This is a genomic window from Tenacibaculum mesophilum, assembly GCF_003867075.1.
In the GTDB taxonomy this organism is placed as follows: domain Bacteria; phylum Bacteroidota; class Bacteroidia; order Flavobacteriales; family Flavobacteriaceae; genus Polaribacter; species Polaribacter mesophilus.
Genome location: NZ_CP032544.1, coordinates 63,389 through 79,153 on the forward strand (window position 1 = coordinate 63,389; position 15,765 = coordinate 79,153).

11 protein-coding genes and 1 pseudogene are annotated in these 15,765 nt (G+C 34.3%); 4 read left to right on the forward strand and 8 right to left on the reverse strand.

Translation table 11 applies throughout. From position 1 onward, the window contains the following. Positions 1-96 precede the first annotated feature (96 nt). The 3 genes and pseudogenes from D6200_RS00385 to D6200_RS00395 all read right to left on the reverse strand — a co-directional run. A pseudogene (locus D6200_RS00385) lies at positions 97-699 on the reverse strand (YwqG family protein); the annotation flags it as partial. Positions 700-1,023: 324 nt separating this feature from the next. Continuing rightward, a complete protein-coding gene (locus tag D6200_RS00390; RefSeq protein ID WP_073181373.1) occupies positions 1,024-2,265 on the reverse strand; it encodes a hypothetical protein in 1,242 nt (413 codons plus the stop codon). 129 nt (positions 2,266-2,394) lie between these two features. Next, positions 2,395-2,883, reverse strand: a complete 489-nt coding sequence (locus D6200_RS00395; protein ID WP_073181372.1) for a hypothetical protein — start codon at positions 2,881-2,883, stop codon at positions 2,395-2,397. A gap of 1,147 nt (positions 2,884-4,030) precedes the next feature. Between D6200_RS00395 and D6200_RS00405 the strand changes: the two genes are divergently transcribed. Then, a complete protein-coding gene (locus tag D6200_RS00405) occupies positions 4,031-5,662 on the forward strand; it encodes an ABC-F family ATP-binding cassette domain-containing protein (protein ID WP_073181369.1) in 1,632 nt (543 codons plus the stop codon). 313 nt (positions 5,663-5,975) lie between these two features. On the opposite strand, the gene D6200_RS00410 is transcribed toward D6200_RS00405, so the two are convergent. Continuing rightward, on the reverse strand, positions 5,976-6,845 hold the full coding sequence (locus D6200_RS00410) for a M90 family metallopeptidase (protein ID WP_073181367.1): 870 nt from the start codon (positions 6,843-6,845) through the stop codon (positions 5,976-5,978). A gap of 647 nt (positions 6,846-7,492) precedes the next feature. Here D6200_RS00410 and D6200_RS00415 point away from each other — a divergent pair. After that, positions 7,493-7,780: a hypothetical protein gene (locus D6200_RS00415; RefSeq protein ID WP_047789357.1), complete on the forward strand. Its 288-nt coding sequence runs from the start codon at positions 7,493-7,495 to the stop codon at positions 7,778-7,780. 50 nt (positions 7,781-7,830) lie between these two features. Here D6200_RS00415 and gcvP read toward each other — a convergent pair whose 3' ends face one another. Then, positions 7,831-10,686 carry an aminomethyl-transferring glycine dehydrogenase gene (gcvP, locus tag D6200_RS00420; RefSeq protein ID WP_073181366.1) on the reverse strand — a complete coding sequence of 952 codons (2,856 nt, stop codon included), beginning with the start codon at positions 10,684-10,686 and terminating at the stop codon, positions 7,831-7,833. Between the two features lie 131 nt (positions 10,687-10,817). On the opposite strand from gcvP, the gene D6200_RS00425 reads away from it, so the two are divergent. Then, entirely contained in the window at positions 10,818-11,627 is an 810-nt protein-coding gene (locus D6200_RS00425; protein ID WP_073181365.1) for a UbiA prenyltransferase family protein, read from the forward strand. Positions 11,628-11,796: 169 nt separating this feature from the next. After that, positions 11,797-13,689: a phosphoglycerate dehydrogenase gene (gene serA, locus D6200_RS00430; RefSeq protein ID WP_073181364.1), complete on the forward strand. Its 1,893-nt coding sequence runs from the start codon at positions 11,797-11,799 to the stop codon at positions 13,687-13,689. A gap of 69 nt (positions 13,690-13,758) precedes the next feature. Here serA and D6200_RS00435 read toward each other — a convergent pair whose 3' ends face one another. Genes D6200_RS00435 through D6200_RS00445 form a run of 3 tightly spaced genes read right to left on the reverse strand, consistent with a single transcriptional unit; the run spans position 13,759 to position 15,618 of the window. Beyond that, entirely contained in the window at positions 13,759-14,211 is a 453-nt protein-coding gene (locus D6200_RS00435; RefSeq protein WP_073181363.1) for a DoxX family protein, read from the reverse strand. A gap of 59 nt (positions 14,212-14,270) precedes the next feature. Then, positions 14,271-14,837 (reverse strand): Crp/Fnr family transcriptional regulator, encoded by a 567-nt coding sequence (locus D6200_RS00440; RefSeq protein ID WP_073181362.1) that lies wholly within the window; start codon positions 14,835-14,837, stop codon positions 14,271-14,273. 4 nt (positions 14,838-14,841) lie between these two features. Beyond that, the gene (locus D6200_RS00445; protein WP_073181356.1) at positions 14,842-15,618 is read right to left on the reverse strand and encodes an IclR family transcriptional regulator; all 777 of its coding nucleotides are present in this window, start codon (positions 15,616-15,618) and stop codon (positions 14,842-14,844) included. Between the last annotated feature and the right edge of the window lie 147 nt (positions 15,619-15,765).

Consider the following 15,765-nt stretch of genomic DNA (forward strand, 5'->3'; position numbering starts at 1 on the left):
AATTTAAAAATTTTGGAGTCTTAGTAAATAAGCACAACCTTTTCGGTTTAGTACTTGTTAGGTATGTTTTATACACCCTGTTGTATACAGTAATTTTTAACAGCAATCCCAGTAAAAATAGGCTTTTGAAAAATTCTTTTTAATTAGATTCTCTTCGCTTATAAAAACATGTCCAAGTCCACTGTCTCCAAACATTATATGGTCATCGACATCTATTTGTAAAACTTGTATATCATTTTTTTGGTCAACATTGTAATCTCTTGGGTCAGACTGAGTAAATTCCGCATACCCTCCAATTTTATGTCCCATTGCATTAAAATATTCTCCAAATAATTTCTCTTGTTCCTCATTCAAACTTTCATTAAAATCCCAATAGTCACCTCCATCAAAAAGATAATCGAATTGAGAATCCTCTGAACCTCCTTTATCAATTCCTTTTTCAAATGACAGTTGATGAAGTTTATAAACAGGCATTTCATCATAATCCTTTTCGTTAATGAACGAAAAATCGCTTATAGGCTCTTTACTTAGCTCTTCAAGTGAATGATAAATGATAGCATAATCTTCTTCATACCAATCCGTTGCTGATAAGAATAGTTGAAGAATTCCGTTTGCAGGGAAAGGTGTAATTTGTGTAATTTGTTCAAAATTCAGTTGAGCAACCATTACCATAGGTTTTCCATTTCCATCTTTTGGATATTCTTTATCTCTTGAAGAATGGACTTCCTAGAAATTTGCTGTCTTTCAAATCTAAATTATCTTCAAGAAGCTTTTCTTCTCTTGGCTTTGCATTTATGCGCACGAATTCTCGTTCGTACTTTTTTAAATCGAACTCAAATTTCTTTATAAAGTCAGGAATCATTGATGTTTCTTTTATTGTGCACAACGGTCTCGGCTATGATTTCGTTGTGGAATCAAACGGCTGGATTATTCCGCCGAAATCCAGCCGTTTGATTTATACTTTTATTTTGGTGTGGCACAAAACCACAATGAATTATAGCCATTGTTAGCTGTAGTACTTTTTTATTCAGGTAAATGGAATGCCAAAACACCTAAATTAATTTCTCTATTTCTATCTCCATTGAGGTGAAAAATATAATTCCACCAAGTCTCACCATTTTGCTTTTCAGTTCGAACGTAATTTGGATGAGTTTCGGTTATTTCCGAAATCGTTGATATCACGTTACTCATATCTTTGTTTTTTACAAATATTACTACAGATGTTTTAGAATTGCGAAATGTCAGATAACCTAACAATTGGTCAATAGTCTCAAGATAAAGTTTTTGTCCACCCCAAAACTTGCATTCTGCCACAAAAACAACATCACTATCATAGCGAATTAAAATATCAGTTTTTCCTGTTTTATTAAAAGTTTCTCCACTTGCACTTCCAAGTTCGAAATTTGGGTCAAGAAACAACAATATGTGGTCTCTTAAATCTTCTTCGCCTTTTCCCGCATAAGTTGATGTCATTCTCTCAAAGTTCTTTCCTACGTCATATATTATTTTTAATATTTCCTCGTAGTTTTCAATTGAAAGAGTAGATTCAGGCTTAAATTCTTTTTCGTATACTTTTGGTTCTATTCGGATTTTCTTTCTTAATTCGGGTTTGGGTACGACAAAAGTTTCTGCAACATTTTCCTTTTTCTTTAGTGGAACACCTAAAGAAGAGAGCAAATCATTTTTTGAGAGTAGCTTTTGTTTACGTTCTTTAATTTTCCCTAATGCGAAATCCAAAATTTCATTGTTGAAATTTTCGCAGTCTTTCTTTACTATGTTATAGTCCGACAATATATATCGTTTGCTATCCTCAAATTCCTTTTTGATTTTTTCAGGGTCGTTATTGAAATTTATTATTTCAGTTGTTATACTGTCAGATGTTACACCAACTTCAATGCTACCTGAAATTGAAAATGAGCTTACACCTTGATTTGCCAAAATGTAAATATCACCAGTATAAGGAATGTGATATACGATGACATCCCGTTTATATTTTTTTCCACTGTAAACATCATAGTTACCTGGAAACCTTTCGGCAGGAATATTTTTTTCGTAGCTCTCAACATATACATTTTCAAAATCCAATTCAGGAAAATCAATTAAATGGTCTTGAATTAGAAATTCGGCAAATTCTATTTCACTTACATTTAAAATATAATCTTCTGATTTTTTATTTATTTGATTTTTAATTGTGCGCGCTGAATTGCCAAAAACGTTCTTTAAGCTTCCCTCTCTGTATAATTTTATTCTATTTCCTCGATGCATTGTTTTGTATTACAGCTAACGTATTTGTGTATGATTTTTTGCGGGAAAAAGACGCGAGTCGTTTTCCGTTATTGTGGAAAGATAATTAATAAGATTGAATTTCCGGTGAGGAAATTCAGCCGCAATTAATTATACACCTTGTTGTATGTTGTTTAATTCAGAGTGAATCTCATTGATATTAATTTCTTTATTCTCATGTCCGGCAGAGGAGATTTTAATTTTCGAATAATTGTCAGATATCCAAAAATAGTTCTCAAGCGAAAACCAAGGAACAGGCATATATCTGATATTAGAAACTCTGAATTCTTTAAAATTCATAACAGTCTCAGTCTTTTTTATTGAAGGTCTTATGTGACTTATAATAATTTTTCCATTCTCATGGTCAAGAGAAATTCTCTCCAAGTGGTTTCTATAATTATGTTTTAGAGATTGGAATAATTTTAATATCGCGAAGATTAATATAAAAATCAATACTCGATTAATATTTGGTTTTGTCCAGGTCAAAATAGATATTAATAAACTAAATATTACAGCTGAGATAATAGCGTTAATAAATATGTCTTTCAATATTCTATTTGCTGCAATTTTTGTTATATAATTTTCAAATAGTGTTTTCATAGAAATTACATACAACTAGTTTATATGCGTAATAAAATTACTTATATATTCCTTTTACGGTAGGATATGCGGAACTTTTAGCAATTTTATTAACACTTTCAAATATAAAGAAATAAGATAAAAAAGTGCAAATTTTTTATCGGGATTACAAACGAAGTCTAATAGGGGTGTCTTTCCTCTTGAGTAATAGGAGGAACTTTAACCAAGTTGACACACTTTATTGAATACTCCCATAACACGGGTCGCTAATATCACGGCACGGTTCGCTAATATCACGGCATGCTCCGCAGACACCGCGGCACGGTTCGCTAATATCACGGCATGCTCCGCAGACACCGCGGCACGGTTCGCTAATATCACGGCATGCTCCGAAGATACCGCGGCACGGTTCGCTGACATCACGGCGTGCTCCGCAGACACCGCGGCATGGGTCGCTGATATCACGGCATGCTCCGAAGACACCACGGCAAGGGTCGCTAATATCACGGCATGCTCCGCAGACACTACGGCACGGGTCGCTAATATCACGGCATGCTCCGCAGACACCACGGCATGGGTCGCTAATATCACGGCATGCTCCGAAGACACCGCGGCATGGGTCGCTGATATCACGGCATGCTCCGAAGACACTACGGCACGGGTCGCTAATATCACGGCATGCTCCGTTAACACCACGGCACGGGTCGCTGATATCACGGCGTGCTCCGTTAACACTACGGCATGGAGCGCTAATACTACGGCAATAGATAAATTAATAGCACTCGTAAAAAAGCTGACAGCGGTGCTAGCCGTAGCCTTAAATCCCAACAGATTTCATAAAAGCTCTCGGAGAAAACATTAAAAGAGCTTAAGAAAAAGCTACAAACCAATGCTTAAAAGTAGAATTTTGTTAGTTGTAGTATGAGTAAGCAGGTGTAAACAGTATTGGTTTTTACTATTAAAGATTACTTGAAAGTATCATCTCGATTGAAAAGAGGAATCTTATTAAAGTGAGTAACTCCTATTGTTGAGATGTCTCATCACTCATACTTTATACTATCGACATAAACCCTATTGATTTTAGTTAATTTATAAAACTCAGGTTAGACCAAAATTTTATCAAAGGTATAGACCATTTTTGCTAATTTCGCCGCTTAAAATTATTTATATGATTACGGTAGATCAATTAACGGTTGAGTTTAGTGGTAACACCCTGTTTAGTGACGTTTCGTTTGTAATAAACGAAAACGATAAAATTGCTTTAATGGGTAAAAATGGGGCTGGAAAATCCACCATGATGAAAATTATAGCAGGAGTTTCTAAACCCACTAAAGGTGGCGTTCGTAGTCCGAAAGATACCGTAATCGCTTACTTACCTCAGCACTTGTTAATGGAAGACAACTGCACGGTAAAAGAAGAAGCATCCAAAGCATTTGCATCTATTTTTGCCATGAAAGCCGAAATGGACGACCTCAACAAACAATTAGAAACTCGTACCGATTACGAATCGGATGATTATATGAAAATCATTGAGCGTGTATCGGATTTAGGGGAGAAGTACTACGCGTTAGAAGAAATAAACTACGAAGCAGAGGTAGAAAAAGCTTTAAAAGGGTTAGGATTTAAACAAGAAGATTTTGAAAGAGCAACCTCAGAGTTTAGTGGAGGTTGGCGTATGCGTATAGAGCTGGCGAAAATCTTACTGCAAAAACCCGACTTAATTTTGTTAGATGAGCCTACCAACCACGTAGATATTGAATCAGTAATTTGGTTGGAAAACTTTTTATTAAACAAAGCCAAGGCAGTAGTAGTAATTTCGCACGATAAAGCGTTTATCGATAATATTACCAACCGTACCATTGAGGTAACGATGGGGACTATTCACGATTACAAAGCGAATTATTCGCACTATTTAGAGTTGCGTAAAGAACGTCGTGCACATCAGTTAAAAGCTTATCAAGAGCAACAAAAGTTTATTGCTGATACCAAGGCGTTTATAGAGCGTTTTAAAGGAACGTATTCAAAAACGAATCAAGTAGCTTCACGTGAACGAATGTTAGAAAAATTAGTTCCTGTAGAAATAGATGAGGTAGATACTTCAGCCTTAAAATTACGTTTTCCACCGTCACCACGTTCGGGAGATTATCCTGTAAAAGTGGAAGGATTGACGAAGCAATACGGAGACTTAACAGTATTTAAAGACGCAAGTTTCTCCATAGCACGTGGAGAAAAAGTATCGTTTGTAGGAAGAAACGGAGAAGGAAAATCGACCATGATTAAAGCAATTATGGGAGAAATTGATTTTGAAGGTGAATGCGGGTTAGGACACAATGCTAAAGTGGGATATTTTGCACAGAATCAAGCATCATTGTTAGATCCTGAATTAACAATTTTCCAAACCGTAGATGAGGTTGCTGAAGGAGATATCCGAACGCAAATCAAAAATATATTAGGACGTTTTATGTTCTCGGGAGATGATTTAGAAAAGAAAGTAAAAGTACTTTCTGGAGGAGAGAAAACCCGTTTAGCAATGGTAAAGTTGTTGTTAGAGCCGGTAAACGTATTGATATTAGATGAACCTACAAACCACTTAGATTTAAAATCAAAAGAGGTAATCAAAGAAGCCTTATTACACTTCGACGGAACGTTGATTTTAGTATCACACGACCGTGATTTCTTACAAGGATTATCTCAAAAAGTATTTGAGTTTAAAGACCAACGTGTCATAGAACACTTTGAAACGATTGATGCGTTTTTAGAGCGTAATAATATCAAAGCGTTAAAGGAGATTGACCTGTAAAAAACGTCATTGCGAGTGGAACGAAGCAATCTGTATATCGTGTACCGAGTAAAAGATAGCCAAGTCGTTCATTTCGACTTCGCTCAATGAGCCTCCTTACTATGACGTCTCGATTACTGTCATTTCGAGTGATAACGAGAAATCTTATTCATGTGAGTAACTCCCATTGTTGAGATTTCTCGTCGCTCATAAAATCGCTCTGTCGAAATGACGTCTAAGTTATCGTCATTGCGAGTGTAACGAAGCAATCTGTTAGTCGATGGAGGGATTACTTCAGTCGTACCTCCTTCGTAATGACGAGTAGAGGGAGCGGTTAGTTCACTCCACAACACTTTTTATACTTCACTCCACTATCACAAGGACAAGGATCGTTTCTGGAAATATCAAGGCGTTTTAAATGCAGGTTCATGTCGTCCATATCTTGTTTAAAGATTTGCTCTAGCAACGCATAAAGCTCAGGATGTTTTCTAGCTAATAACTTCGGACGCTCAAAAAAGTATTCACTAGCTACTGAGAAAAATTCTGCTTTGTTAGTTCCGCCATACGGATTGATATCAGAAGCGTCGTTATATATTTCTTCAATCTTTTTGTTGATTAAGTCTACCCACGGAATACTGTATTGCTTTTCTAATAATACATGCGGAACTCCGTCAATATTACCATCTAGTTTATCAATTAAATGTACAAACTCATGGATGGCAGTATTCTTTTTATCAGTTTCATTTTCAAAACCTAGATGTAAAGCAGGTTTCGATAAAACCATTTTTCCTTCTAAATATCCGTTACCTACCATTCCTAAAATTCTTCGGTTGTCTCCTTCGGTTTCAAAATGCTCGTTAAACATAGCAGGATATAAAATGATTTCTTTGATGTTAGGATAGCGCCATTCAGGAAAATTAAAAATAGGAATTACAGCACTAGAAGCTATCAGAAGTTTGTCCGTAATCGTAACTGTAACATCAACACCAATAACTTCATGATTTAACATGAATTCAAAAACTTTGAATTCAAACAATTCTTTTTCATCAGGAGTGAGTGCGTTGTAAAAAGCGACTTTTTTAGTTAAAATAACTTTCCATTTGTTTGGAAAAGGAGTTGTAGGTTGTTTCCACTTTGGTGTTGAGGTGCTTTTTTTGAATACAAGAAAAATACCTACGAGTATAATTATAGATAAATAAGTCATTTAAAATAGCATTGAGACTACTAGTAATTTTTTTTTCAAATATATAAAAATAGGGTAGAGTACAAGCGTCATTGCGAATGGAATGAAGCAATCTGTATATCGTGTACCGAGTAAAAGATAGCCACGTTGTTCATTTCGACTTCGCTCAATGAGCCTCCTCGCTATGACGTTTAGGTATGGTCATTCTAATTAACTTAACGTCATTCCAAACGGATGTGAGGAATCTCATGAAGAGAGTAACTTCTATTCTCAAGATCTCTCACATTCCGCGTTGCTTCAGTTCGAGATGACGGTATGTTTCGTCATTGCGAGTAGAACGAAGCAATCTGCTAGTTGATGGAGAGATTACTTCAGTCGTAACCTCCTTCGTAATGACGTTTTATTTATAATTATTGTGAGGGAAACGAAACAATCTTCTTTAGTAATAATATTTAAGTTTCTGTTTTTGAGTGTTTTGTAGTTTAATATTGATTTTATTGAGTGTTTGTTAAAAATCAACTCTTTATTTTGTGTAAATGTTAAATTTTATATTGTTTTGTTGTATTGTTTGTAAATGAATTTCGAAATGTATACATTGGCAATGAGATTTTAGTTCTATAACTTAAATCTTAATTTTATAAAGTAGTAACCTTAAATTCCCCAATAATATGACTACAAAAACAGGTTTTATAACTGTAGCAAAAGAACAGATCAAGTTCTTAAAATTTCCAAAAGAAGAGGTGTTAAACAAAAAGAAAGCAATAGTAAATCGTATTTTAGATTTACAGCGGGCTTTGTCTTTAGGAAATTTAGAAAGAGAAAAGGTAAAAATATTTTTTATGGATGTGGATGGTTTAAAGAGAGTAGAAACAACCGTTTGGGGTATTACTGATGCCTCGGTAATTTTAAAAGAATCTACTATTATTCCATTAGAAAGAATTGTAAGAGTTGCATAAATAAAAAAGACCTCGAAATTTCGAGGTCTTTTTTATAGGTGTTATATTTATTAAGCTTCTGCTTCCATATAATCTTCAATAGGATTACAAGAACAAATTAAATTACGGTCACCAAAAGCATCGTCTACACGGCGTACTGAAGGCCAAAACTTATTGTCTGCAATATAATCTAAAGGAAATGCTGCTTGTTTACGAGAGTATGGTAAATCCCACTCATCAGCAGTTAACATTTCTTGCGTATGTGGTGCATTTTTAAGCGGGTTGTTAGGATTTTCTTTACTCGCTTCGGCAATCTCTTTTCTAATAGAGATTAACGCATCACAAAAACGGTCTAATTCAGCGACACCTTCCGATTCGGTTGGCTCTACCATAATTGTACCCGCTACAGGGAAAGATACCGTAGGCGCGTGGAATCCGTAGTCCATTAAACGTTTCGCAATATCAGTAACTTCAATTCCGTTTTGTTTAAACTCACGACAGTCTAAAATCATTTCGTGAGCAGCACGGTTCATTTCACCAGTATATAAAGTGCTATAATGTCCGCTTAAACGCTCTTTAATATAGTTTGCGTTTAAAATAGCGTTCTTAGTAGAGTTTGTTAACCCGTCAGCACCTAACATGGTAATGTATCCGTAAGAGATTAAACATACCAATGCAGAACCCCAAGGAGCTGCTGAAATAGCCGTAATGGCATTGTTACCACCAGTTGCTATTACAGGGTTGGTAGGCAAAAATGGAACTAATTGAGGAGCCACACAAATTGGTCCAACACCTGGTCCACCACCACCGTGAGGAATCGCAAATGTTTTATGTAGGTTTAAGTGACAAACATCGGCACCAATAGTTGCAGGATTTGTTAATCCTACCTGTGCGTTCATGTTTGCACCATCCATATATACTTGTCCACCATTATCGTGAATAATTTGCGTAATTTCTTTAATAGCCTTTTCAAATACTCCGTGAGTAGATGGGTAGGTTACCATTAAAGCAGCTAAATTATCAGCGTGTTTTTCAGCTTTAGCACGTAAATCTTCTACATCGATGTTTCCTCTTTCGTCAGTTTTGGTAACCACCACTTTCATACCCGCCATAACAGCAGATGCAGGGTTCGTTCCGTGAGCAGATGCAGGAATTAAACAGATGTTTCTGTGGGTATCTCCATTTGCTTCGTGATAGGCTCTAATAGTCATTAATCCGGCAAATTCACCTTGCGCACCAGAGTTAGGTTGTAAAGAAGTACCTGCAAAACCAGTAATCACATTTAATTGGTTTTCAAGGTTGCTTAACATGATTTGGTATCCTTCCGCTTGGTTTAATGGAGCAAATGGGTGAATATTTCCCCATTGAGGATTACTCAATGGTAACATTTCAGAAGCAGCATTTAACTTCATGGTACAAGACCCTAAAGAAATCATTGAGTGATTTAATGCTAAATCTTTACGTTCTAATTTTTTGATATAACGCATCATATCAGTTTCTGATTGATACGTGTTAAATATTTCGTTATCTAAGAAAGAAGTAGCTCTTTTTACGTCTGCAGGAATTACATCTGTTGAAGTAAATTCAGTAACTAAAATATCTTTGATATTGAATGCTTGTTCAAAACAATCAACAATTTCATTGATTTCCTTTAAACCTACTGTTTCGTTTACAGAGATTGAAACATGCTCTGCATCGATGTAGTTAAAGTTGATTCCGTTTGCTTCTGCTACTGGACGTAACTTGTCAGCTTCAACTTCCACTAAAATAGTATCGAAATAAGCACTGTTTTTTTGTTTGAAACCTAAATCGTTTAAGGCTTTTGCTAGGGTTGTAGTGCTTGTGTGTACACGATCTGCAATGTATTGCAAACCATCTTTACCGTGGTATACAGCATACATACCAGCCATAACCGCTAATAATACCTGTGCAGTACAAATGTTTGAAGTTGCTTTTTCACGTTTAATGTGTTGCTCACGCGTTTGTAATGCCATACGTAACGCACGACCACCATCAACATCTTTGGTAACTCCAATAATACGACCAGGTATACTACGCTTGTAAGCTTCTTTAGTAGCAAAATATCCAGCGTGAGGTCCTCCATATCCTAAAGGAATACCAAAACGTTGTGTAGTACCTACGACAACGTCAGCACCAAATTCAGCAGGAGCTTTTAACTTTACTAATGATAAAATATCAGCAGCAACCGCTACTTTGATATTATTTGCGTTACAGTTAGCAACGAAATCGGTATAATCATATACTTGTCCGTGCTTACCAGGATATTGTACGATAGCGCCAAAGAACTCTTCTGAAAAATCAAATTCTTCGTGGTTACCAACAACTAATTCAATTCCGATAGGAATAGCACGTGTTTGTAATACCGATAAGGTTTGTGGTAAAATTTCTTCTGAAACAAAGAACTTGTTTACGCTTGCTTTTTTTTGTGCTCTTTCACGAACATCAAATAATAAAGCCATGGCTTCTGCAGCTGCAGTACTTTCATCTAATAATGAAGCGTTAGCTAATTCCATTCCTGTTAAATCACAAATCATAGTTTGGTAATTTAACAAGGCTTCTAAACGTCCTTGTGCTATTTCAGCTTGGTAAGGGGTATACGCAGTATACCATCCTGGGTTTTCTAAAATATTACGTTGGATAACACTAGGTAAAATAGCTTCGTGATATCCTAAACCTATATAGCTTTTAAAAACTTTGTTTTTTGCACCTAATTCGTTAATGTGATTTAGGTATTCATATTCGCTCATTGCAGGGGCTAAATCAAGCTCTTTTTGTAAACGAATATCGTCGGGAATAGTTTCATAAATCAATTGGTCTAAATTCTCAATGCCAATTGTTTGAAGCATTTGATCCTGATCTTTAACACGAGGACCTATATGCCTAAGTTGAAATGAATTTGTGTTCATTATTGTGTTGTTGTTTTTCGTGCCTCAAAAATAGTGAAATTGGTTGATTTGATACTACATATTTTTTTGTTAAAAACAATATTTTATTAACCAAAACAGCTGGTTATAAACAGAAAAGTTATTTTTGTTAGATGAACCTTTTTAAAAAAGTACTTGATTTTTATATAAATTCTAGTATCCATGTAGCCTTATCGGTGATTTCTTTGTTTATAATTACGGAATTATACTTTGGTTTTTCGTATGATGAATCACTCGGTTTTTTTGTGTTTTTTGCCACAATTACTGGGTATAATTTTGTTAAATATGCAGGAGTAGCGAAACTCCATCATCGAAGTTTGACTAAAAACTTGCAAATCATTCAAATATTTTCGTTGATTTGTTTCTTGCTAATGTGTTATTATGCATGGTTACTACCTTTAAGAACTTTATTGTTTTTCGTGCCTTTAGGGGTTTTAACTTTTTTATATGCAGTACCTTTTTTAAGTGGATTTCAAAAAAACTTACGAAGTGTTGGCTATTTAAAAATAATAGTAGTGGCCTTGGTATGGGCAGTAACTACGGTGTTATTGCCAATATATGCTAGTGAAATTTCTTTCACAACTGAGGTTTACTTGTGTGTAATACAGCGTTTTTTGTTGGTAATAATATTAATCCTTCCTTTTGATATTAGAGATGTGCAATACGATGCTATTTCTTTACAAACAATTCCTAAAAAAATAGGTTTAGAAAACACTAAAAAGTTTGGGGTTGTTTTGCTTGGGGTGTGTTTGGTGTTGGAGTTTATGATTAGTCCGAATACTCAATACCGTACAGCTTTTTTATTGGTGTTTTCCGTATTGTTAATTTTATTGATGAGAGCAAGAGTAAATCAGTCTAAATACTACAGTTCTTTTTGGGTTGAGGCAATTCCCATTTTTTGGTTGTTATTTTTGTTAGTTTAAGATTGAAGCTTTTAGCAGGTATTGAAACTTGAAAAGTAATAGCTTGTAAGCAGCGTGTTTTTTATAGTTAAAAACTGAAACTAAAGGGTTTTGTAATATGTGTTTTTAAGAAAACCTTTGTACATTCGTTGGCTTAACAACACAACAACAAAAACACAAATTAAGTAACATGAATTTAGTAAAACGAAATTTCGTTTTCGATTTCGATAGTACACTTACCAGTGTGGAAGCATTAGATGTTTTAGCCGAAATCACCTTAAATGGGAGTCCGAAAAAAGATGAGATTATTCAAGAGGTAATCCATATCACTAATCAAGGAGTTGATGGAGATATTTCTTTTACTGAGTCCTTAGAAAAACGTATTCAGTTATTAAGTGCAAAAAAGTCTGATTTACCTTTATTAATAGAGGAGCTAAAGCAAAAAGTATCTCCTTCTATAGAGAGAAATAAAGAGTTTTTTGAAAGTTTTTCTGATGATATTTATGTGATTTCAGCAGGCTTTAAAGAATTTATCGACCCAATCGTTGCCGAGTATAACATTCCGTCGGAAAGAGTATTCGCAAATACTTTTGAGTTTGACAAAGATGGAGTTATTGTTGGATTTGATACCCAAAATCCATTATCTAAGCACAACGGAAAGATAGATTGTTTAAAATCCTTAAATTTAGAAGGTGAAGTACAAGTAATTGGAGATGGCTATAGTGATGCTGTAACTAAAGAAGCTGGTGTTGCTGATACTTTTTTTGCTTATACAGAAAATGTGTCGAGAGATAAGACAATCGCAAATGCCGACCATATTACCCCAAATTTAGATGAATTTTTATACGTTAACAAATTGCCTAGAAACCTATCATACCCAAAGAACAGAATTAAAATATTATTATTAGAAAACGTGCACCCTGATGCTTTTACAAAGTTGACAGGTGATGGATTTTCTGTAGAAACTGTTTCAAGAAGTTTATCGGAAGATGAATTGATTGAAAAATTAAAAGATGTTCATGTGTTAGGAATCCGTTCTAAAACACAAGTAACTCGTAAAGTAATTGAAGCTGCTGAAAAGTTAATGGTGGTTTCTGCTTTTTGTATTGGAACGAAGCAAATCGATTTAGAAGCATGTAAAGAAAATGGAGTAGTAGTTTTTAATGCACCATATAGTAACACTCGTTCGGTAGTAGAATTAGCAATTGGAGAAATCATTATGTTGATGCGTAGTGTGTTTCAAAGAAGTACAGAAATTCACAACGGTCAATGGAATAAAACAGCACAAGGTTCAAGAGAGGTGCGTGGTAAAAAGTTAGGAATTGTTGGATACGGAAACATAGGAAAACAATTATCTGTATTGGCAGAAGCTTTAGGAATGGACGTGTACTATTATGATGTTGAAGATAAATTAGCTTTAGGGAACGCAACAAGATTAGATACATTAAAAGAGTTGTTGAATATTTCTGATGTGGTAACCTTGCATGTAGATGATAATTCAGCAAACAAAAACTATATAGGAAAGGAAGAGTTAGCTGAAATGAAAGATGGAGCGCATTTGGTAAACCTTTCTCGCGGATTTGTAGTAGATATTGAAGCATTGGTGGATGCGTTGAAATCAGGTAAACTTGCAGGTGCTGCTGTAGATGTGTATCCTGAAGAGCCAAGAAAAAATGGTGAGTTTTATACTGAGTTAAAAGGATTAGATAATGTGATTTTAACTCCACATGTGGGAGGTAGTACAGAAGAAGCTCAAAGAGATATTGCTGATTTTGTTCCGAACAAAATTATGGCGTATATCAATTCAGGGAATACGGTTGATGCGGTTAATTTCCCAAATATTCGTTTACCTAAGCATAAAAATGCACATCGTTTTTTACATATTCATAAAAATGTACCTGGAATAATGGCAAAGATTAATAAGGTATTAGCAAAATATGAATTGAATATTACAGGACAATATCTTTCTACAGATGAAAAAGTAGGGTATGTAATTACTGATGTTGATAAAGAATATAATCAAGAAGTAATAACAAAGCTTAAAAAAGTTGAAGGAACAATTAAATTTAGAGTACTGTATTAAAAACGTATTCTATGTAATTTTTACTATTCGAGGTTTGCAGTAAAATGTAGACCTTGTTTTTGTTTATAGTTATTTCTTTAAGGTGGAAAAGTAAACCCAAGCAATAAAAAAGAGTTGTAATGGGATTCTAAACCACAAATAAGAAAGTCCTTTTCCGTTATAAGTTCCCGTTTGATAATTCAAGTTTTCTAAACTAGCTTTTATGTTTGCAGGGACCATAAGTAGTAAGAAAAAGATAAGAATCCAAGCAGTTGTTTTCTGGTAAACAGGTAATAATAAGCCTATAGCTAATATAATTTCTAAAATTCCTGTTGCTAATACTAAAGTTGGCTTTAAAGGAATAAAGTTTGGAATCATTTTACTCATGCCATCAGTAAATAGAAAATGCCCTAATGCAGTAAACAATAGCATAGTGCACATGGCTATTCTGGCAGAAATCAGGTAGTTAATGTTTTTTGAAATAAGTCTTTGTATTCCTATAGAAACTATAAAAGTTAGAAGTAAAATAAATAATGGTTTCATTGCCTAAAAAGTTTTATCCAAAATTGAAGAAACTTTAAGAAGGAGTCAATGAACTTGGGTTAATAAATTCGTTTTCTAATTCTACTCAGTGCTTGTGGAGTTATTCCAATATAAGATGCTATGTATTTTAATGGAATGTGTTGGATTAATTCAGGCCTTTCTTGAAAAAGGTTGAGGTATCTTTCTTCAGGTGTATTGTTTAAAAGAGAAAGTTCTCGTTTCGATTTTAGTAAAAATAAATTCTCCGCGTTTTTCCTTCCTACTTCATTGCCAATGGAGGTGTTTTGATAAATGTCTTCTAAATCATTAAAAGATAATCTCCATAAAATAGTAGGGGTTAACGTTTCAATACTATATTCAGAAGGAGTTTGTGCTAAAAAAGAGTCATAAGCACTGATAAAGCTGTTTTTAAAAACAAAACCAAATGTTACATCATTTTCAATTTTAGGAATGAATAACCTTAAAATTCCTGTTTCAACAAAAGAAAGATAGTTTTCAGTGGTTCCTTTGGTTAATACAATTTCTTTCTTCTGAAGTGTCACTTTTTGGAGTTTAGAGCAAAAATAGTTTGAATCCTTTTCAGAGATGTCAGCAAAAGATTGCAAGAGTGTTTTTATTTGTTCCATAATTTTATAAACTATCAAAGTCACTTAAATTCTGTTCTATGATATTGGCTCCTTTCTGTAAAATTTGAATATAACTTGTTACGTTCTCCATTTTAAACCTACTTAAAGGTCCAGAAGCACTGATTCCAGCAATCACTTTTCCTTTGTTATTATAAATTGGAATAGCAATACATACCAAGCCTAATTCTGATTCTTCTATGTCTAATGCAAATTTTTGTTGTTGAATTAGTAGTAATTCTTCTTTGAATTTTGAAATAGAGGTGATGGTGTTTTTGGTAAAAGGTCTTAGAGTAACCGAATCTAGAAAGTATTCTTGTGCTTCTGGTGAAGCAAAAGCTAGTAATAATTTTCCAATAGCACTTCCATTAATGGGAGCATAAGAACCTATAGAAGTACTTATTTTTAGTCCTTGTAAACTATCAGCTTTATTAATGTGTAGCACTTGCTGTTCTTTTAAAATGCCCAATAAAACCGTTTCTTGAATTTCTAAAGCTACCTTTTGTATAGGTTCATTAGTTAAATTTCTTAGTGATTTATATATAGAAACACGATTGCCCAACTCAAATAACTTGCTCCCTAGCTGGTATTTTTCATTCTCGTTTTGCAGTACAACATTCAACGAAACTAAAGTACTTAGTAATCGGTATACCGTACTCTTGTTATAGCCAGTTTTAGCAGCCAGTTCTCTAACGCCCCATTCTTTTTTGTCATTGCTAAAAGCATCTAAAACAGCAAACGCTTTGATGATAGATTGGTTTAAATTTTTAGAACCTGTATTCATTTTCTTAAAAAAATATTGACTAATATAATAAAAATGGGTAAGTTTATAAAACACCGTTTTAACATGTGAAACGCTTTAAGTTTTATTTTGAGATTAAAATAAAGTATCTTTAGTGTTTTGAAATGGTTTTTAGAAATAAAGATAAGT

What these genes read in the sequence shown, in the direction of transcription:
- D6200_RS00390 (WP_073181373.1), bottom strand. Translation starts at nt 2,265, where the DNA reads ATGCATCGAGGAAATAGAATAAAATTATACAGAGAGGGAAGCTTAAAG.
- D6200_RS00395 (WP_073181372.1), bottom strand. Translation starts at nt 2,883, where the DNA reads ATGAAAACACTATTTGAAAATTATATAACAAAAATTGCAGCAAATAGA.
- D6200_RS00405 (WP_073181369.1), top strand. Translation starts at nt 4,031, where the DNA reads ATGATTACGGTAGATCAATTAACGGTTGAGTTTAGTGGTAACACCCTG.
- D6200_RS00410 (WP_073181367.1), bottom strand. Translation starts at nt 6,845, where the DNA reads ATGACTTATTTATCTATAATTATACTCGTAGGTATTTTTCTTGTATTC.
- D6200_RS00415 (WP_047789357.1), top strand. Translation starts at nt 7,493, where the DNA reads ATGACTACAAAAACAGGTTTTATAACTGTAGCAAAAGAACAGATCAAG.
- gcvP (WP_073181366.1), bottom strand. Translation starts at nt 10,686, where the DNA reads ATGAACACAAATTCATTTCAACTTAGGCATATAGGTCCTCGTGTTAAA.
- D6200_RS00425 (WP_073181365.1), top strand. Translation starts at nt 10,818, where the DNA reads ATGAACCTTTTTAAAAAAGTACTTGATTTTTATATAAATTCTAGTATC.
- serA (WP_073181364.1), top strand. Translation starts at nt 11,797, where the DNA reads ATGAATTTAGTAAAACGAAATTTCGTTTTCGATTTCGATAGTACACTT.
- D6200_RS00435 (WP_073181363.1), bottom strand. Translation starts at nt 14,211, where the DNA reads ATGAAACCATTATTTATTTTACTTCTAACTTTTATAGTTTCTATAGGA.
- D6200_RS00440 (WP_073181362.1), bottom strand. Translation starts at nt 14,837, where the DNA reads ATGGAACAAATAAAAACACTCTTGCAATCTTTTGCTGACATCTCTGAA.
- D6200_RS00445 (WP_073181356.1), bottom strand. Translation starts at nt 15,618, where the DNA reads ATGAATACAGGTTCTAAAAATTTAAACCAATCTATCATCAAAGCGTTT.